This window comes from Streptomyces sp. F63 (genome assembly GCF_018070345.1).
In the GTDB taxonomy this organism is placed as follows: Bacteria; Actinomycetota; Actinomycetes; order Streptomycetales; family Streptomycetaceae; genus Streptomyces.
The window spans coordinates 21,401-38,636 of record NZ_JAGPXX010000006.1; the positions used below are offsets into that span (position 1 = coordinate 21,401).

General features: G+C 68.5%; 17 protein-coding genes and 2 pseudogenes. 9 read left to right on the top strand and 10 right to left on the bottom strand.

What is annotated here, in order from left to right:
* Nucleotides 1-12 precede the first annotated feature (12 nt).
* Nucleotides 13-948, top strand: a complete 936-nt coding sequence (locus tag KBZ10_RS08765) for a LysR family transcriptional regulator (RefSeq protein ID WP_210986946.1) — start codon at nt 13-15, stop codon at nt 946-948.
* A gap of 117 nt (nt 949-1,065) precedes the next feature.
* Here KBZ10_RS08765 and KBZ10_RS08770 read toward each other — a convergent pair whose 3' ends face one another.
* Together KBZ10_RS08770 and KBZ10_RS08775 are read right to left on the bottom strand one after the other, a co-directional pair.
* Nucleotides 1,066-1,239 (bottom strand): hypothetical protein, encoded by a 174-nt coding sequence (locus tag KBZ10_RS08770; RefSeq protein WP_210987150.1) that lies wholly within the window; start codon nt 1,237-1,239, stop codon nt 1,066-1,068.
* On the bottom strand, nt 1,221-1,616 hold the full coding sequence (locus tag KBZ10_RS08775) for an AfsA-related hotdog domain-containing protein (protein ID WP_247702080.1): 396 nt from the start codon (nt 1,614-1,616) through the stop codon (nt 1,221-1,223). The genes KBZ10_RS08770 and KBZ10_RS08775 overlap by 19 nt, the downstream gene beginning before the upstream one ends.
* Nucleotides 1,617-1,796: 180 nt before the next feature.
* Here KBZ10_RS08775 and KBZ10_RS08780 point away from each other — a divergent pair, with 180 nt between their 5' ends.
* Both KBZ10_RS08780 and KBZ10_RS08785 read left to right on the top strand, forming a co-directional pair.
* A complete protein-coding gene (locus KBZ10_RS08780) occupies nt 1,797-2,576 on the top strand; it encodes a ScbR family autoregulator-binding transcription factor (RefSeq protein WP_210986948.1) in 780 nt (259 codons plus the stop codon).
* Entirely contained in the window at nt 2,573-3,019 is a 447-nt protein-coding gene (locus KBZ10_RS08785) for an NAD(P)-dependent oxidoreductase (RefSeq protein ID WP_210986949.1), read from the top strand. The genes KBZ10_RS08780 and KBZ10_RS08785 overlap by 4 nt, the downstream gene beginning before the upstream one ends.
* 158 nt (nt 3,020-3,177) lie before the next feature.
* On the opposite strand, the gene KBZ10_RS08790 is transcribed toward KBZ10_RS08785, so the two are convergent.
* Nucleotides 3,178-3,573: a VOC family protein gene (locus tag KBZ10_RS08790; protein WP_210986950.1), complete on the bottom strand. Its 396-nt coding sequence runs from the start codon at nt 3,571-3,573 to the stop codon at nt 3,178-3,180.
* Nucleotides 3,574-3,756: 183 nt separating this feature from the next.
* Between KBZ10_RS08790 and KBZ10_RS08795 the strand changes: the two are divergent.
* Both KBZ10_RS08795 and KBZ10_RS08800 read left to right on the top strand, forming a co-directional pair.
* Nucleotides 3,757-4,144, top strand: a pseudogene (locus KBZ10_RS08795) (IS5/IS1182 family transposase); the annotation flags it as partial.
* Complete coding sequence (locus KBZ10_RS08800) at nt 4,143-4,343, top strand: hypothetical protein (RefSeq protein WP_210987151.1); 201 nt, start codon at nt 4,143-4,145, stop codon at nt 4,341-4,343. The pseudogene KBZ10_RS08795 and the gene KBZ10_RS08800, both read left to right, overlap by 2 nt.
* Before the next feature lie 408 nt (nt 4,344-4,751).
* On the opposite strand, the gene KBZ10_RS08805 is transcribed toward KBZ10_RS08800, so the two are convergent.
* On the bottom strand, nt 4,752-5,891 hold the full coding sequence (locus KBZ10_RS08805; RefSeq protein ID WP_210986951.1) for a CdaR family transcriptional regulator: 1,140 nt from the start codon (nt 5,889-5,891) through the stop codon (nt 4,752-4,754).
* Nucleotides 5,892-5,977: 86 nt separating this feature from the next.
* On the opposite strand from KBZ10_RS08805, the gene KBZ10_RS08810 reads away from it, so the two are divergent.
* On the top strand, nt 5,978-7,033 hold the full coding sequence (locus KBZ10_RS08810) for a ferredoxin reductase (RefSeq protein WP_210986952.1): 1,056 nt from the start codon (nt 5,978-5,980) through the stop codon (nt 7,031-7,033).
* A 7-nt stretch (nt 7,034-7,040) separates the two neighbouring features.
* On the top strand, nt 7,041-8,159 hold the full coding sequence (locus tag KBZ10_RS08815; protein ID WP_210986953.1) for an acyl-CoA desaturase: 1,119 nt from the start codon (nt 7,041-7,043) through the stop codon (nt 8,157-8,159).
* 127 nt (nt 8,160-8,286) lie between these two features.
* Here KBZ10_RS08815 and KBZ10_RS29245 read toward each other — a convergent pair whose 3' ends face one another.
* Nucleotides 8,287-8,736, bottom strand: a complete 450-nt coding sequence (locus KBZ10_RS29245) for a helix-turn-helix domain-containing protein (protein ID WP_374223326.1) — start codon at nt 8,734-8,736, stop codon at nt 8,287-8,289.
* 282 nt (nt 8,737-9,018) lie between these two features.
* Between KBZ10_RS29245 and KBZ10_RS08825 the strand changes: the two genes are divergently transcribed.
* A complete protein-coding gene (locus tag KBZ10_RS08825) occupies nt 9,019-10,716 on the top strand; it encodes a lamin tail domain-containing protein (RefSeq protein WP_210986954.1) in 1,698 nt (565 codons plus the stop codon).
* 164 nt (nt 10,717-10,880) lie between these two features.
* On the opposite strand, the pseudogene KBZ10_RS29250 reads toward KBZ10_RS08825, so the two are convergent.
* Together KBZ10_RS29250 and sbnA are read right to left on the bottom strand one after the other, a co-directional pair.
* Nucleotides 10,881-11,153 (bottom strand): annotated as a pseudogene (locus KBZ10_RS29250) (IS4 family transposase); the annotation flags it as partial.
* Nucleotides 11,154-11,289: 136 nt separating this feature from the next.
* Nucleotides 11,290-12,237 (bottom strand): 2,3-diaminopropionate biosynthesis protein SbnA, encoded by a 948-nt coding sequence (gene sbnA / locus KBZ10_RS08830; RefSeq protein ID WP_210986955.1) that lies wholly within the window; start codon nt 12,235-12,237, stop codon nt 11,290-11,292.
* Nucleotides 12,238-13,226: 989 nt separating this feature from the next.
* Here sbnA and KBZ10_RS08835 point away from each other — a divergent pair.
* Entirely contained in the window at nt 13,227-13,958 is a 732-nt protein-coding gene (locus KBZ10_RS08835; RefSeq protein WP_210986956.1) for an AfsR/SARP family transcriptional regulator, read from the top strand.
* Here the strand turns inward: KBZ10_RS08835 and sbnB are convergent.
* The 3 genes from sbnB to KBZ10_RS08850 all read right to left on the bottom strand — a co-directional run bounded on the left by sbnB (nt 13,949) and on the right by KBZ10_RS08850 (nt 17,044).
* Entirely contained in the window at nt 13,949-14,989 is a 1,041-nt protein-coding gene (sbnB, locus tag KBZ10_RS08840) for a 2,3-diaminopropionate biosynthesis protein SbnB (RefSeq protein ID WP_210986957.1), read from the bottom strand. The two genes, KBZ10_RS08835 and sbnB, sit on opposite strands and share 10 nt — an antisense overlap.
* Before the next feature lie 34 nt (nt 14,990-15,023).
* The gene (locus tag KBZ10_RS08845; protein WP_210986958.1) at nt 15,024-15,953 is read right to left on the bottom strand and encodes a cation:proton antiporter; all 930 of its coding nucleotides are present in this window, start codon (nt 15,951-15,953) and stop codon (nt 15,024-15,026) included.
* A gap of 146 nt (nt 15,954-16,099) precedes the next feature.
* On the bottom strand, nt 16,100-17,044 hold the full coding sequence (locus KBZ10_RS08850) for a TauD/TfdA family dioxygenase (RefSeq protein WP_210986959.1): 945 nt from the start codon (nt 17,042-17,044) through the stop codon (nt 16,100-16,102).
* Nucleotides 17,045-17,236: the final 192 nt, after the last annotated feature.

Consider the following 17,236-nt stretch of genomic DNA (forward strand, 5'->3'; position numbering starts at 1 on the left):
AAGCTGTGCTACATGCTTGATGTGAGGCGACTGCAAGTCCTGCGTGCGGTGGTCACGAGTGGCACGGTCACCGCCGCCGCGGCCAATCTCGGTTACACGCCTTCGGCCGTCAGCCAGCAGGTGGCGGCCCTGGAGAAGCAGGCCGGCACCCCCCTGCTCGAACGGGCCGGCCGGGGGGTGCGCCCCACGGCCGCGGGGCTGCTGCTGACCGAGCACGCGGCCCTGATCGGTGCGGCGGTCTCCCAGGCCGAGACGGCGCTCGGTGATCTACGGGCCGGGCGGACCGGCCGTCTGGCGGTCCGCTACTTCGCCACGGCGGGCTCCACGCTGGTGGCGCCCGCCCTGGCCGAGGTCCGGGCGGAGCATCCCGGCGTCCGTATCGACCTCGAACTCAACGACGTGGACGAGCCGTTCCACGGCGTGGCGCCGGGCCGGACCGACCTGGCCGTCGTCGTGCAGGTGCGGGACCGTGTCGGTGCCGGCTTCCGGGTCGTCCACCTCCTCGATGATCCGTACGACGCCGTCCTGCCGCTCGGTCACGTGCTTGCCGCCAGGGAGGTCGTCGACCTGCACGAGCTCTCCGGTGAACAGTGGGTCGGCAGTGAGCCGCCCGGTCCGTGCCTGGAGCCGGTGATCGACTCCTGCGCGGCAGCGGGCTTCAGCCCGGACTTCGTGATCCGGAGCGAGGACTACGCCACCGCTCAGGGGTTCGTCGCGGCCGGGCTCGGTGTCGGTCTGATGCCGAGGCTGGGGCTCCGCAACCGGCATCCGGGTGTCGTCGTGCGCCCGATCCGCAACCCCGAGCCGCTCCGGGTCATCTCGGCCGTTGTGCGGGAGACCGCTCTCGAACAGCCCGCGCTGCGGGGGTTGTTGGACGCGCTGCGGGCCGCCGCCGACCCATCCGCCGGGCCGGACCCGTCCGTGGGGACCGGCCTGTCCGCGGGATAGCGCGATCCGAGCGCCGGGTCGACCGGTCCGCCCGGCCCGACCCGTCCGCCGCTGCCGCGGCGGACCGAGTCCCGCGCACGGGCCGTGCCCCGGCGGTGCGGGCGGCGGGCGCGCACGTCAGGCGGTGCGGGAGGAGTGGGTGGGCGGTGCGGCCAGCGTGACCACGGCCGAGAAGATCTCCCGGTCGTGCTGGTGCGCGCCGACCCGGACCCGGCCGGGCTCCGCCGTCGGCTCGGCTTCCAGCCAGCAGGGGGCGTCCATCTCGGCGTACTTCACGAAGTCGGAGTGCATGCCGGTGACGAACACCGGCTGCGGGTGCGCCGTGGCCAGGGCGGCCTGGCGGGCGGCCTCCAGGAGCAGAGTTGGAGTGCGGCCGGAGTCCCGTCGGCGCGGGCCGCGGCCGGGTCGAGTTCCCAGCCGAAGTCCTTCCACAGCAGATGGTGGCCGAACGGCACCCCGTAGGCGCCGTGGGACAGCAGCGGCAGCGTCTGGCGGACGGTTTCGCTCAGCAGCAGCGGATCGTGCAGGCCAAGGCGGTCCGCGTAGAACGGGTGCGCGGTCGGCCAGGCCGCGGTGGCGGTGTAGGCGTCGGGCGCGGTTCTGCGCCAGTCGCGCAGCAGCACTTCGTCCGGGTTCGTCTTGTGGGTGAAAGCGGTTTCAATCGTCATCAAACGGCTTCCGAGGGTGTGCTGGGCAGGGCTGATGGGCATGGGGGGTCCCCCTGGTGCGGTGGCGCTCTCAATGGGCACGCGCAGGCGAAGCGAAGGCGTCCGAAGTGACAGGCCGGCGCCGACGTAAATGAAATAGAGATCGTTCTTTTTGTTTGTCTCCGGGTTGGGAGTCTGCCGATGGCGCGGCAACGGCAGGAGCGAGCGGAACGGACCCGTCTCGCGCTCATTCGGGCAGCAGCCGAGGTGTTCGACCAGTCCGGTTACCACGGGGCGTGGCTGAACGCGATCCTGCAGAAGGCCGGCACCACGACCGGGGCCATGTACTTCCACTTCGGGTCGAAGGCGGACCTGGCGCGGGCCGTCGTCGTGGAACAGGCCGCCGAACTCCGTTGGCCCGTCGACCACAAGGGGTTGCAGCAGTTGGTCGACGTCTGCCAGTACCTGGCCGTGGAGATGCGGTCCAACGTCCTGTTCAGGGCCGGTGTGCGGCTCGCCGTCGAGCAGAGCGAGGTGAACCTGCTCGACTACTCGATCTACGACTGGTGGGCCGAGCAGTTCCGCGCCCATCTCGCCGAGGCCCGCGAACTCGGCCAGCTTCACCCGGACGTGGACGAGGATGCCTACCCGCAGGTGATCGTGGCCGCGTACACCGGTTCTCAGATCATGTCCCGCCTCGAGTCCGGCCGGGCCGACCTGCCCGCACGCATAGAGAACATGCTGCGATGCCTGCTGCCGGCCCTCGCGCCCGCGGAGGTCATCGCCGCGCTGGAGTTCCGCGGGGCAGGGGCGGTGCCGGCGGAGAAGGAGAAGGTCCCGGAGAAGGAGCACGGGCTGGGGGCGGAACGGGACGCGGAGCACCAGCCGGAGCCGGAGCAGGAGGCCGAAGCGAACGCGGTGCAGGCGGCGGCCGGGAAGCCCGCGAGGAAGAGAACGGCGGCGAAGGGCGGTTCCTCATGAGGCCCCTGCGGGTGCTGCTGACCGGCTCGACGGGCTTCGTCGGCGGAGCGGTCCTCTCCCGGCTGCTGCGTGAGCGCGCGGACGGCCGGCCCGTCGAGGTGCGTGCGATCGCCCGCCGCGTACCGGCCGACGCGCCGGCGGGAGCGGAGTGGGTGTGCGCGGACCTGGCCGATGCCGCGTCGCTGGACGGCGCGGCACGCGCCATGGACGTCGTAATCCACCTCGCCTGCCGGGTCGACGGGGACGCCGAGGAGTGCGAGCGGACGAACGTCGGCGGCACCCGGTCCCTCGTCGAGGAGGCCCGGCGCGCCGGGGTGCCGCGTCTCGTCCACCTGTCCACGACGGCGGTCTACGGCCCCGGGCCGCACCGCGGTGTCCCCGTGGACGGGGTGGTGCTCGAGCCCGTGTCGGCACCTGAACCGCCGAGACCATCCGCGCAGTGACGAGCGGCCCGGGCGGTGGGCACGGGTCCCCGCGTTCTTCAGCCGGAGCAGCGCTCGTCGGACAACCACGTGACCGCTCACTCTTGGATGCCGGCACCTACTGAGGTCTTGTCGGCAACGTGGCGGTTGCGGTGTGTGACCGGGTGCCCGCCAGCGGCCTAGGTCTGCGGTGCCAGGGTGCGTAGGACGTCGAACTCGTTGCCCTCGGGGTCTGCCATGACCACCCAGTTTCGGTCTGAGCCCTGGCCCACATCCGTCTTGGTGGCGCCGAGGCCGAGCAATCTGGTCACCTCGTCCTCGGTGCTGCCGTCGATCGGGCTGACGTCGAGGTGAAGCCGGTTCTTCGCGGTCTTGCCCTCAGGCACTTTGATGAACAGCAGGGTGGGCGGCATCTGACGGGCCCGAACATCCTCGACGGTCGGCACCCAGGAGCCGATCTCGACCTTGCCCTCGCTCCGGTCGATCACCTTGAAGTCCAGGACCTCGCACCAGAAGGCCGCGAGCCTCTCCGGCTCGTGGCAGTCAACGGCCAACTCGGTGAACCTACTTGTCATGACTCTCCCCAGGCAGTGCGGATGGGGCTCAGAGTATTGGCCGGGCCGCCCGTCCGACAGATCCGCGATCTTCCTGGCTGACCAGGGCCGTCAGACGGACTCGACCCGGCATCAGATATGCGAGAAGCCCCTGGTGGGAACAGGTCTGCGAAGATCACGTTCCGGAACCCGGAGGCTCACGCGTTGACCAGTATCACTTACACCGCAACACTGGACGTCGGCAAGGGGACCGCCGAGACTCTCGCCCAACTCTTGCGCGAGCACCGCGAACGGCTCGGCACCTGCAGGGCGACCCGCGCTCTGGGCGTCTTCCAGCAGAGTGTCCTGGTGCTGCGGTGCTTCGTCGAGGGGACCCGGCTGATTCAACTCGCCCGGGACAACGGGGTTTCGGTGCCCACCGCATCCCGCTAGTTGCACGAAGGGCTGACCGTGCTCGCCGACCACGCCCCGGATCTGTCCACCGCGCATGAACAGGCGGCAGCCGCCGGCTGCACCCATCTCAACCTGGACGGCACCGTCATCCGTACTGACCGCGTCGCCGCCCCCGGTCCCCAAAGGGGCCGACCTCCGTGCACGATGCCGCCGAGGACGAGCCCGCACTTGTCCCGCTGAGCTGCCCCGAGCTCCTCCGGCTCCTGCGAGCCCTCGTGCTGCCGCCACCCGCCCGCGACCGCGAGCACGTCCTGCACTGGACCGCCTGGCGACGCCGTCACCAAGCCGTCGCGACCGCCTGCCACCAGCAACGACACCACCGCCACGACCAACCGTGATGAAGAACTACAGCTGCCGTGACAGAGGGTGCGACCGGCTCTCTGACCACGATAGTTCGAACGGGTGGCAGCGGACCGAGGTCGCTGAGCTTGTCGTGCCAGACTCTCGCGGACACGCCGAGCCGATCAGCCGGTACCGGAGAACGACCGCCACGGTGCGCGGACCTGCTGGTTCCGGCCGCCGACCTGCTCATCATTGCTGTTACTGTCCGTCATCACCGGAAGTGAGACAGAGCCGAACGCCTTACGGCCCCTCAGGCGGCGCGGGATGGGAAGGTCAGCTGTTTCCACGGGCCGGTGCAGGCGGCGCCGCATCCGGTGCAGTGGGCGAGATAGAGGGCGGAGGCGTGTGTGCGGGCGCGGGCACGCCCGGTGCACGGTGCCCTCGATGACGGTGGTCAGTACGCGTCAGCCGGCCCGAAGACCGACCGCCAGCGTCAGTTCGAGGACCCGCTGGGGCGATGCGAGGTCCGGAAACAGCTCCCGCAGCTGCGACATCCGGTACCGGACCGTCTGGGGATGGACGAACAACTCCGCCGCCACCTCCTCCCGCCGGCCCTGGTGCAGCAGCCACGCCCGCAATGTCTTCTCCAGCCGCTGTGCGGTCGCGGCAGGCAAGGTCCGCAACGGTGCGAGGGCTCGGGTGCGCAGGTCTGTGAACGCGTCCATGTCGGCACTCAGCACCAGCTCCGGCAGGTGCTCCTCGGTGTCGCGAATATCGGAGGAGAGGGACCGGGCGCGTACGGCTCGTGCGTACGAGGCGGACGCACGAGTCCATGGCCGGGCCGGGCCGACCACGGCGGCGCGGCCGGTCAGCTGCCGCAGGAGATGTGATCGGTCGGCATCGGGGACGAGCAGCACACCGGCGGCATCCGGCAGATCGTCGAGGACGAGGGTGCCCGGGTCGAGCGCGCGGTAGGCAGGCCGGGCCTGGGCGGCGGGCAGCAGGACCGCGGTCAGCGAGACAGGAGGCTGCCACCCGGTTCGTTGAACAGAGGCCAGCAGCACGTCCGGGCTCGCGCCGGCGAGGAGGTCGCGGGCCAGATGTTCCAGGTGGCGCTCGTGGGCCCTGCCCCGGGCGGCCAGTTCGTCGGCGTGGCCCGCGGCGCTCGCGGCGGAGAGCTCGTCGATGTAGGCGAAGGTCAGTTCGGCGAACTTGGCGACCTCGGAGGCGGGCAGACCTGCGGGTACGGCACCCGCGGCCAGGCATCGCCAGGCCACGCGGGCGCCGACGCGGTAGGCGCTGAGCAGGGCGTCCATCGAACGGCCGTCGCGCACCTCGCCGCGGCCCAACTCGTAGGCTGCGTCACCGCCGTCGCCGCCTGTGGCCTTCCCGCTCGCGAGGTCCAGGTAGTGACCCAGGGCGGTGCGGACGGCTCGGCGGATGGTGCCGCCCATGCGGCCCGAAAGGGCGTTGGCGTACGGAGGGACCTCGTCGATGATCGCCTGGACGACCTCGTCGGCGGTGGTCTTCAGCGCGGCCCGAAGTGCGGTGACCGTCGTCTCATCCAGGGCCAGTTCGCTGGCCCTCCGGATTGCATGGCTCACGTTCTGTTCCCTGCGAACAATCTATCCGAGCAGATTTACGTCCTGCGGTCAGGACTTTACGCCTTCAGGCACAGCAAGCTGGAGCCATGACGAGTACAGCCCTCCGCAGCAGGGCGTGGAAACTGCTTGAGATGGTCACGACGCCGCTGCTGCCGTCGGACTACCTCGACCTGGTCAGCCCGCTGCGTACGGGCGCTGACCTGCGCGGACGCATCGAGGCCGTGCACCCCGAGACGCGCGACGCCGCGACTGTCGTGATCAGGCCGGGACGGGGCTGGCGCGGCCACACAGCCGGTCAGTACGTGCGGATCGGGGTCGACGTCGACGGGGTGCGCCTGTGGCGTGGCTACTCCATCACCTCGCCGGCAAACCGCCAGGACGGCCGCATCACGATCACCGTGAAGGCGATCCCGGACGGCAAGGTCAGCAACCACCTGGTCCGCAGGGCGAAACCGGGCACGCTGATCCAGCTCGACCAGGCGACCGGTGACTTCGTGCTGCCGCAGGCCAAGCCCGCCAAGGTGCTCTACCTGACGGCCGGCAGCGGCATCACGCCCGTGATGGGCATGCTGCGCGACACCGAGCTCGACGACGTCGTCATGGTCCACTGCGCACCACAGCCGCAAGACGTGATCTTCCGCAACGAACTGCACGGCCTGGTCGCGGACAAGAAGTTGCGGCTCACCGAGGTGCACACCGACACAGACGGCATGCTCGACATCGCCCGTCTCGACGAACTCGTGCCCGACTGGACCGAGCGCGAGACCTGGGCCTGCGGGCCCGCGGGCCTGCTCGACGCCGCCGAAGAACACTGGACCGAACACGGCGTCCAAGAGCGCCTGCACACCGAACGCTTCCGCCCCGGCATCGTCGTCGCCGGCGACGGCGGCGAGGTCACGTTCAGCGCCACCGGCAAGACCGTCGACGCGGACGGTGCCACGCCGTTGCTGGACATCGGCGAGGAGGCCGGCGTACTCATGCCCTCCGGGTGCCGCATGGGCATCTGCTTCGGCTGCGTCACGCCGCTCAAGGCGGGCGCCATCCGCGACCTGCGCACCGGCGAGATCACCGAGGCCGGGCCGGGCGTCCTCATCCAGACCTGCGTGTCCGCTGCGGCGGGCCCCTGCGACATCGAACGGTAGGAGCACCTTGACCGCCATCGACCCCACCGCCCACCTGACCGCGGAGCAGATCGAGGAGTTGGGCCGCGAGCTGGATGCGATCCGCGACGAGGTGATCGCCGACCGCGGCGAAAAGGACGCCGCCTACATCCGTAAGGTCATCTCGGTGCAGCGCAAGCTCGAGCTGGCCAGCAGGGGCGTGCTCCTGTTCTCGATCTTCCCGCCCGCGTGGCTGCTCGGCACCGCCGGGCTGTCCGTGGCGAAGATCATGGACAACATGGAGATCGGCCACAACGTCCTGCACGGCCAGTGGGACTGGATGCGCGACCCGAAGATTCACTCCACCACCTGGGAGTGGGATCACGTCTCGCCGTCCGATCAGTGGAAGCACTCGCACAACGAGCTGCACCACACGTACACCAACGTGATCGGCAAGGACAACGACCTCGGCTACGGCATCATGCGCGTCGACGAGGACCAGAAGTGGCACCCGTTCCACCTCGGCCAGCCGCTGTGGAACTTCATCAACGCCTGCTTCTTCGAGTACGGCATCGCGGCGTACGACCTGGAGCTCGGCAAGAACCTGCACAAGCGCCGCCGCAAGAACCCGGAGTTCCGCGCACGGGCCAAGGCCGTGGGCCGCAAGATCCGCAAGCAGGTGCTCAAGGACTACGTGATCCACCCGCTGCTGTCGGGCCCGTCGTTCCTCACCACGCTCGCCGCCACGTTCACCGCGAACGTGGTCCGCAACATCTGGTCCCACTCGGTGATCATGTGCGGGCACTTCCCCGAGGGCGTACAGGTCTTCGAACGCCGATCGATCAAGGGCGAGACGCGCGGCCAGTGGTACCTGCGCCAGATGATGGGCTCGGCGAACATCAGCGGCAGCAAGGCCATGCACTTCATGACCGGCAACCTGTCGCACCAGATCGAGCACCACCTGTTCCCGGACCTGCCGAGCAACCGGTACGCCGAGGTCGCGGTGAAGGTGCGCGCGCTGTTCCAGAAGTACGAGCTGGAATACGTCACCGGCCCGCTGCCCAAGCAGGTGTTCTCCGCATGGCACAAGGTCTTCCGGCTCTCGCTGCCGAACAAGAAGCCCAAGATCAAAACACCGGACCGTGAGCAGGAGCTCCTCGCCGCCTGATTCCCGGTATCGGTTCGGATCTCCCGGCCGTACCGGGGTCACCGCCGGGTTCAGGGAGACCACCAGCTCGGCGTCGACCAGCTCCACCGGCTCCAGAGCGGTCCCGTACTCCTTCTCGGCGGTAGTGTCAGCCATCGGTACGGCCGGGCCCAGCCGGTTGCCGGCGCCGCCGTCCCTGGCACGAGCGATGCCGGTAATCGAGCTTCCCGCCCCTGGTGGCCGCGTTGCGTCGCAACCCGCGGGAAATCGTCCCCGGATCGCGGCCGACTTGCTGAGCGATTTCACGAACGCCCTTGCCTTGGGCGTTGAGGAGCGCGATCTCCTCTCGCTCAGAGAACGACAGGTACCTGCCCGAACGCGGCTTCGGATCGAACGGTCGCATGCCGCCACACTGCCGAAACCAGCGCGTGGCCACCGCTGGCGCCACGCCGATGACCCCGGCCGCTTCCTCCGCGAGAAGACCCTTGGCGATCTCATCCCAGAACGCCGCCTCGATATGACGCTGGTACTTCGGATGCCCCGGAGACCTCAACTTCGGCCGCACCGCCCGATCGGCTGCCTGCTGACGACGAACCATCCCACACCTCGCTGATCACGAGGTGTTGCGACGACCGATTGAATCCGCCCTGACTTCCCGCATCCGCATGATGTATCAACTCGCCTGGCCGGACCGGGCTTCCGGTGCGGTCGCGCTGCCAAAGAGCCGCGCGCCCCCGCTGTGCACGTAAATGTAACTCCGCGTTTCGCTGCGACGGTTGTGTACCCATCGGCCGAGACGGGATGCTCCCTGCGCCTGTCTCACACGTGAGCAGGAGTAGCAGGAGCTCAGCAACACACAACACCGAAAGGGTCGTTGTCGATGAGAGTCAGTCTCCGCGCACTCATATGTGCGCTGGTCGCCGCCGTGGCGCTGGCGTCCGTCACTGCCGTTCCGGCGGTGGGCGCAGCCACCACCCCCATCCCGTCCCAGGGATCACCGACGCAGCTCGACGTGGGCAACTGGAACGTCGAGTGGTTCGGCGCGCCGGACTTCGGCCCGACCAACGAGGCGCTGCAGCAGGAGAACGTCCGCGATGTCATGTCGGGGGCCGACATGGACGTGTGGGGCCTGTCCGAAGTCGTCAGCACCTCGGCGTTCGACACGCTCGTCGCCGGCATGCCCGGCTACACCGGCGTCGTGGCGAACGACCCGGTCGTGACGAACGGCGCGCAGTACTACTCCGACTTCGGCAACACCGAGCAGAAGGTCGCGCTCGTATGGCGCACCAGCATGGCCACGCTGGTGAGCGCGAAGGTCATCCTGACGGACCAGAACAGCAACTTCGCAGGCCGCCCGCCGGTGGAGTTCACGCTGCGGGGAACCTTCGACGGCGTGAGCCGGGACCTCGTCTTCATCGTCCTGCACGCGAAGGCCGGGGCCACCACGGATGCGTGGAACCGTCGCAACCCCGCGTCGCAGGCTCTCAAATCCTATCTCGACACCACGTACCCGACGCAGAACGTTTTCGTCGTCGGCGACTGGAACGACGACGTCGACACGTCGATCGTGTCCGGGAAGGCGTCGCCCTACGCCAACTTCGTGAACGACACGGCCCGCTACGGCTTCCCGACGCGTGCACTGTCGCTGGCCGGGGTGTCGTCGACGGCCGGCTACCCGGACTTCATCGACCACCAGCTCAACACCGACGAGGTCCAGGCGAAGTACGTCCCGGGCTCGGCGACCGCTTTCCAGCCCCAGGCGTACGTTCCCAACTACGTCACCACGACCAGCGATCACTACCCGGTCCTGGCCCGCTACAACTTCGTCACCGGCGGCACAGGCGGGGCGAACGAGCCGCCCACCGCGTCGTTCACGCACTCCTGTACCGATCTCGCGTGCACCTTCACGGACGGCAGCACCGACGCCGACGGCACGATCGTGAGTCGCAGCTGGGACTTCGGCAACGGACAGAAGTCGAGCGCGACCAACCCGAGCGTCACCTACGCGTCGGCGGGCACCTACCCGGTGTCGCTGGCCGTGACGGACAACGGCGGCGCCACGCACACCATGACCAAGAACGTCACCGTCACGGCGGGCGGCGGAGGGGGCCCGGCCAACGTCATCATCAATGAAGTGCTGGCCAACGAGCCGGGCGGCAACACCGCGGGCGAGGGCGTCGAGATCGTGAACACCGGCGGCACGGCGATCGACATCGGGGGCTGGACCATCCGCGACGGGGCGGCAGTACGCCACACCTTCGCGTCCGGGACGACGGTGCAGCCCGGCAAGGCGATCACCGTGTTCGGTGGTGCCTCCGCCATCCCTGGCGGCATCGTGGCGGTGGCTGCGAGCACCGGTGGCCTCAACCTGTCCAACAGCGGTGATCAGGTAATCCTCAAGGATCCGGCCGGTGCGACGGTCCAGTCGATGAGCTACTCCTCGAGCCTGTCGAACACCGACGGCACGTCGGCCAACCGCAGTCCCGACCTCTCCGCATCCGGAGCCTGGGTCAAGCACAACACGATCAGTTCGCTGGCGCAGTCGCTGGGCCGGCGCGCCAACGGAACGGAGTTCTGAGGCAGGCAGGCATCGGCGAACACCGGGGATCGCGGCGCCGCCGCGATCCCCGGCTGCGTCGCAGCCGCGCAGGGGAGTGCTCCATGAGCACGGTGCATTCCTTCCGGGGCCGAAGCCCCTGATCTCTGATGTCCGTCAAAGCGAATCAAGCCCACCCCAGTGCCCGTCGGTCCGAAGACCGCGCCGAGCAGCCCACGGGTTCCCGTCTCGCACAGGGCCGTCAGCCGCAGTGCCGGGTAGCCTGCCAGGCCCCAGTGATGTTGGATCTTGCCGAGGAGAGCGCGGATGCGTGGCTGGTCGGGGGCCTTGAGTGACCCGCAGCCGTCGAAGGCCACGGTCCGCCGGCGCCGGTAGCACACACCGGGCGTCGAAGGCTGAGCCAGTGGCCCGGCCAGTACTTCGAACAGTGCCTTGCCCGCCCGCGGCTTGACTACGCGGCATTGCCTCCAGGGCCGAGTAGTTGACCGCTGTCCGGGAGGCGGTGGCCGCGGTCGCCGGCGCACCGGGAGCAAGCCGGAGGGAACCGGCGGGCGGTTCGCGGCCGGGGGCGGCAGGCATCGACCCGTTGTCCGTCTACGGCGTCCGGTCCGGCAGTGGCTGCGATCCGTACGACCGCGAAAGCCACTCGTCGTTGTAGATCGTCTCAAGGTAGTTCGTTCCGAGGTCCGGCGATATGGCGACCGCTGTGGCATCGTGGCCCACGCCGTTCGCCGTCATCCAGGCGAGCGCACCGCTGACCACGGTTCCGGTCGAGCCGCCGAAGAGGAAGCCACGGCTCACGAGCCTGCGGCACATCCTGACCGTGTCGGTCTCGGAGACGTGGACGACGTCGTCCACGTACGACATGTCCAGGATGCCCGGCCGCACACTGGTGCCGAGACCGGGGATCAGGCGCCGGTCCGGAGGTTCACCGAACGTCACGGAACCGACGGAGTCGACGGCCACGATGGTGACCGACGGCTGGTTTTCCCGGAAGTAGTTGGCGCACCCCATCAGGGTTCCGGTCGTCCCCGCTCCTACGAACAACACGTCGAGCAGGGGAAACGCCTTGGCGATCTCGGCTCCCGTGGTCCTGTAGTGGCCCATCCAGTTGCCCTCGTTGGCATATTGGTTGAGCCACAGGTAGTCGCGGTTCGCCGCGCACAACTGTCGCACGTACGACAACCGGGCTGCGAGGAACCCGTTCTCCTGGTCCGGCTCGGTGACGACACGCACCTCGCTGCCGAGCGCTTCCATCAACCGCCGGGCAGTGGGCGTGCAGCGCACGTCGGTCACGCAGATGAACCGGTAGCCGCGACTTGCCGCCACGATGCTCAGCGCGACACCCATGTTGCCCGAGGAGGACTCGATCAGCGTCGCACCCGGGTGGAGCAGCCCGGCACGCTCCTTGGCCTCCACCATCTCGGTGGCAGCCTTGAGCTTGATCGAGCCGGCGAAGTTGAAGCCTTCGCACTTCAGGAAGAGCCGGCGCCCCACGCTCGGCCGGAGATCCACGTAAAGATCTTCGACATTGAAATCCATGGGGTTCGAGATGATAGCCGTCACGTAACGCAACCCATTCTCGTCAAGAAACTCTTCTCGACTCGCATGTCAATACTTACAATTGCTCCAATATTCCATCTATACGAAATCTATCGACGGGCCGGACCCCGCTCCGGAGTTCATTCGCTGGTTACATTTGCGGGCCGTGCAGAGGCCCTGGGAGGGGCTGCGGGGTGCCCGGCTGCCGTGTGCCGGAGGCCGCCGGGGCAAGGTCCGGGGCTCCGTGCCGGATCCGTCGCCCGGCAGTGTACGTGCCAATTATTTATTGCAGGTGGTCTGGAGAATCCTCTCGCGGGTCAATGGGTGGCGATGATTCGTGCACGGCCGGTCGGTTGTTACCCGGATTCGGGCATAGTGTGCGAATTGCGCCATTCGGCTCTTTTCTGGGGTGAATTCATCCCTCACTATTCGGTCACTCGGGGGTCCGGGCGCAGGGTGGGCGGGCGGTCGGCCGTAATCCAATCCTTCTTGACTCCCGTACGGGGCGTGCCTACAGTCGCTGCTGCGGCGATGAATCGACCGCGGAGCCGGGTGAATTCGGCTCACAGGAACGGGGGGCGGGGGCCTGTGTTTCTTTTGCGTGTGCGGCGATATTTCGCGTTGTCCTGGACTTCGGGCGCAAAGCGCCTGCTCATGGTGCAGATCCGGTACGTGCTGTGCCGTGCTGCCGCGCCGGCGTTCGATCCCGGCTGCTCGCCCCCGCTCTCCGGGCCCGTACCCAATCCCGCGGCCAACGCCCGCGTATAGAATTCACCGATCTGTTGGGCTTGTTCTTCTGCGCACCAGCGACCAGCCTTCCCGCCGTCGCGTGCCATATGTCCCCCGATGTGACATCAAGAAGGAGTTCAAAAGTGATGGAATTCCGGATCCTCGGCCCGGTCGGCGCATGGGTGAAAGGTAGGGAGATTCCGCTGAGTGGAACCAAGCAGCGCACCATGCTTGCGGCCTTATTGTTAGCCGGCGAGCGCGTGCTACCTGATTACCGACTGGGCGAGGCTCTCTGGGGGAAGCAGCCACCGGGCACCTACCAGGCGCAGATATACACGTACGCCTCGCGCCTTCGGCAGCATTTGGAGAGCCATGCCGAGATCGTACGCAAAGGGTCGGGTTATGTGCTGCGGATCGCCACAGGGCGCTTCGACTACGGCGACTTCACGGCGTTGTCCCGCTCCGGCCGGTCCGCGCTGCGGGAGGGCAGGTACCTACGGGCCGCGGAGTCGCTGCGCGCCGCCCTCGGCCTCTGGCGGGGCCCGACCCTCACCGATGTGACCGAACATCTCGGGGACACCGAGAGGCCGAGCATCGAGGAGGCCTACATGGAGACGCTGGAGAGCCGCATCTCCGCGAACCTGGCGCTCGGCCAGCACGCTCAGCTCACCTCGGAGCTGGTCGGCCTGGTGCACGCCCATCCGCTCCGTGAGCGGTTGCGGGCCCAGCTCATGCTGGCGCTCTACGCCAGTGACCGGCAGGCGGACGCCTTCACCGTCTTCCACGAGGGCCGGCAGCTGCTCGACGAGGAGCTCGGGGTGGACCCGGGCTCGGCCCTCCGCCGGACCTATCAGGCGATCCTCACCGGCAAGGTCGACGAAATGGAGCGGGAGGTGCTGACCGGACTGCCGGAGCGCGACTCGATCGGCGACCTCCTTCTGCCGCGCCCCGAGTCCTTTTTCCTCGCGGTGAACGGGGTCGGTCACCCGTAGCGCTTCAACTCGCTGAAGAAACCGGGGACCTCGTGCAGGGAGCGGCTCCCGGACACCTGGCGGTAGACGTAATCGGCGACAGCCAGGTCCAGGACTCCGAGGCCGAAGGGGGAGAAGATGACCGGCCGGTCCGGCGGGCAGGCCACCCGCCCGGTCAGCAGGTCGAACAGGGTGCCGGCCACGAACGCGCGGTCGCCGGTCCGCTGCTCGGTCAGGTGCAGTGAGGTGCCGGCCTTCATGCAGTGCTCGGTGTCGTCGGTGACATTGTGCGAAGCCAGCACGATTTCTGGTGACAGGTCGCGCAATGAGATGTGCAGAACCAGGGGATGGTGGCTGAACCACTCCGGGTCGGTCACATGCGGCTGCGCCGCGGTGGTGGCGAACACGAGCAAGTCGGAGGACCTGACCAGATCCTCCCCCGTCTCATGGACCGTGATCTCTCCGCTCTCGGTCCGTTCGAGGTACCCGCGGAAATCCTGGGCATGCCGGACGGAGCGGTCGTAAATGCCCAGCCGGTCAAAGGTGAAGCCGTTTCCGGCAAGGTAGGAGTGAATGAAACGGGCGATGAGCCCGGTGCCGAAGAACCCCACCCGGGTCGGACGTGCGCCCCGTTGCCCGCTCAGCTCGGCGGCTGCCAGTGCGGCGGATGCCGCAGTTCGCGCCGCGCTGATGATGGAGCCCTCGAGGCAGGCGAATGGATAGCCCGTACGGGCGTCATTGAGGATCAGGGCCGCGGAAGCGCGCGGGATTCCGGCGTCCACGTTCTCCGGGAAACTCGAGATCCACTTGATCCCGTGCACACCCCCTTCGCCCCGCAGGGACGCGGGCAGCGCGATGATCCGCGACGACGGACGGTCCGGAAAAGTAAGGAAATAGGAATCTGGATTCACTGTCCGCCCGGTACCGTGCAAGCGGTAGGCGGCCTCCACGATCCGTGTGACGTCATCCTCCTTTCCCTTGAGCACCTCGTGGACCTGAGTGCCGGGGATCACGCTGAAGGAAGGCGCGGGAGAAAGGGCGGACTGGTTCATGGCTGCCTTTCGGGCGGGTTCGGCTGATGCTCGGCTATGTCTGTTCCGCGGGCCTGAGGTCCACCTTGGGGAGGGTGGACCGGAGCTCGGCTTTCCGTCGTTCCTCATCGGCGGTCGATTCGGTGCGGCGCACGGCCCGGCGCAGGATCGGGAGTCCCATCAACGAGGTCACCACCGCGATCAGCACGAGGACCGTGTACATCGCTGTGCTCAGCACCGCCAGGCGGAGACCGGCCATCGCCACGATCACCTCGACGACACCGCGGGCGTTCATGCCCGCACCGAGGGCGATCGCCTCCCAGCGGCCCAGACCGCTGAGCCAGGCTCCGATGAAGGCCCCCACGACCTTGCCGGCGACTGCGACGAGCAGCAGGACCAGCGCGGTGACGAGTACGGCCGGATCGGCCAGCGCGGTGAGATCCATCCTCAGGCCGGCTGTCGCGGAGAACACCGGCGCCAGCACCGCCACGACGAAGGTGCGCAGTGGCGCCAGCCGGGTCAGGACGCGCTCGCCCGCCCCGCGGATCAGGACTCCGGCGACCAGCGCACCGAGGACCGTCTCGAAGCCGAACGCGTGGGTCGTCGCGCTGAACGCGACCAGGAACGTCACGGCCACGCCGAGGGGCACCCCCGGCTCGGCCGGCCTGACGGTCGCCCGCATGGCACGGTGCACCAGCGGGCGGCCGATCAGCGCCGCGCCCGCGAGGAAGAGGACGAAGAGGAGGGGACCGGCCGGCCGGGACATGGTCCCGGCCTGCAGTCCGCTCGTGGCCATCGCGGTGACGACGGAGAGGCCGAACCAGCCCAGCATGTCGTCGACCGGTCCCGAGATGAGGACGAGCTGACCCACGGTGCGGTGCGGCAGGCCGAGGTCCATCAGCGTCTTGGCGATGACGGGGATGGCGCTCACGCACATCGCGATGCCGAGGAAGGACGCGAAGACCGTCCGGTCGGAGCCCTCCACGAGCAGCGAGGCGGGCAGCGGACATCCCGCGGCGATGCAGAGTCGCGACCAGCAGCAGCGCGACCTGGGCCAGGAACACGGCGAGTGGATGCCCGCCCAGCGGGGGCACCGGCCCCGACGCGATCACCACGGATCTCCTCCCCGGATCAGCCGGACATCGCGACCAGGACCCGGCGCGGGCCGGTGAACGACCGACGGCCGTGCCCCACCAGGACGTTGTCGATGAGCAGCACGTCACCGGCCTGCCAGTCGACGTCGACCGCGGTCTCCAGACCGCGGTCGCGCACCTGCCTGACGTACTCCGCCGGGATGGGTGAGCCGTCGGCGAAGGAGACCGACTGGGGCAGGTCCTTCTCCGGCATGATCCGGTGGAGTGCGGCCGCCGTCTCGTCGCCGAGTCCGGCGGCGTGCCACTGGTCGGCCTGGTTGAACCAGACCTCGGCACCGGTCACCGGATGCTTCACCGTGGACTGCCGTACCTGGCTGATCCGCAGCCCGCCGTCGCGGGTCCACTCATGGCTCGCGCCGGTGCTGGTCAGGAACGCCTCGACCTCGGTGCGCGAAGCGGTCTCGAAGGTTTCCTGCCAGCTCTTGCCGAAGCCCCTGCCGCCGTGCAGGTGCTGCGAATAGCACACCCCACCGGCGAAGCGCTCGCGCACCTCGGGATCGAGAGCCTCCAGCCAGCGCACCCCGTCCACCACCGGAGTGGCGCCGCCCGTCTCGGCGGCCCGCTCGCAGAAGAAGAGCAGCCGGGCCGGCCACCGGTGGGCGTAGCTCAACTCGTTGTGCATCGAGATGGTGTATTCCGGCGGGTACTCCGTCGACGTGTAGATGTTCTGCCCGACCTTGGTGCGGGGCGAGTTGCCGTTGACGTAGGCCAGCCGGTTCGGCAGCAGCAGGTCCATCACGGTCTCCAGTTCGGCCCCGGTGACCCGGAACCCGCGGAAGACCAGTGCTTTCTCCCGGATCAGCAGGGCTTCCACATCGTCGAGGCCACGCAGATGACCGATCAGGCCGCCCGGGGCGGCTTCGGCCCCGATGTCGGCCGGAGTGACGACAAGCGGCGCCCAGGCACTGTAACCGTCCGTCATGGCTTCTCCTCGCGGCAGGACCGTGGTCGGTCCGACCCTGGAGAGCACTTCTATATTTCTTCGCTACCCGGCCTATCGTCCTTTTCCCGGTGCTCCGGCCGCTCCGGACCCGGAGTGTGTATAGGCGGTCTATAGCCGTGATACCCAGGGTGGTTCGCACCGTGCAGTCCCGTGCGCGGGATTCCCTGGAAA

Excerpts from the sequence above, each read along its gene's own strand:
- KBZ10_RS08785 (WP_210986949.1), top strand. The coding sequence starts at position 2,573 with ATGAGGCCCCTGCGGGTGCTGCTGACCGGCTCGACGGGCTTCGTCGGC.
- sbnA (WP_210986955.1), bottom strand. The coding sequence starts at position 12,237 with ATGGATTTCAATGTCGAAGATCTTTACGTGGATCTCCGGCCGAGCGTG.
- KBZ10_RS08775 (WP_247702080.1), bottom strand. The coding sequence starts at position 1,616 with ATGACGATTGAAACCGCTTTCACCCACAAGACGAACCCGGACGAAGTG.
- KBZ10_RS08810 (WP_210986952.1), top strand. The coding sequence starts at position 5,978 with ATGACGAGTACAGCCCTCCGCAGCAGGGCGTGGAAACTGCTTGAGATG.
- KBZ10_RS08765 (WP_210986946.1), top strand. The coding sequence starts at position 13 with ATGCTTGATGTGAGGCGACTGCAAGTCCTGCGTGCGGTGGTCACGAGT.
- KBZ10_RS08825 (WP_210986954.1), top strand. The coding sequence starts at position 9,019 with ATGAGAGTCAGTCTCCGCGCACTCATATGTGCGCTGGTCGCCGCCGTG.
- sbnB (WP_210986957.1), bottom strand. The coding sequence starts at position 14,989 with ATGAACCAGTCCGCCCTTTCTCCCGCGCCTTCCTTCAGCGTGATCCCC.
- KBZ10_RS08790 (WP_210986950.1), bottom strand. The coding sequence starts at position 3,573 with ATGACAAGTAGGTTCACCGAGTTGGCCGTTGACTGCCACGAGCCGGAG.
- KBZ10_RS08780 (WP_210986948.1), top strand. The coding sequence starts at position 1,797 with ATGGCGCGGCAACGGCAGGAGCGAGCGGAACGGACCCGTCTCGCGCTC.
- KBZ10_RS29245 (WP_374223326.1), bottom strand. The coding sequence starts at position 8,736 with ATGGTTCGTCGTCAGCAGGCAGCCGATCGGGCGGTGCGGCCGAAGTTG.
- KBZ10_RS08850 (WP_210986959.1), bottom strand. The coding sequence starts at position 17,044 with ATGACGGACGGTTACAGTGCCTGGGCGCCGCTTGTCGTCACTCCGGCC.
- KBZ10_RS08770 (WP_210987150.1), bottom strand. The coding sequence starts at position 1,239 with ATGCACTCCGACTTCGTGAAGTACGCCGAGATGGACGCCCCCTGCTGG.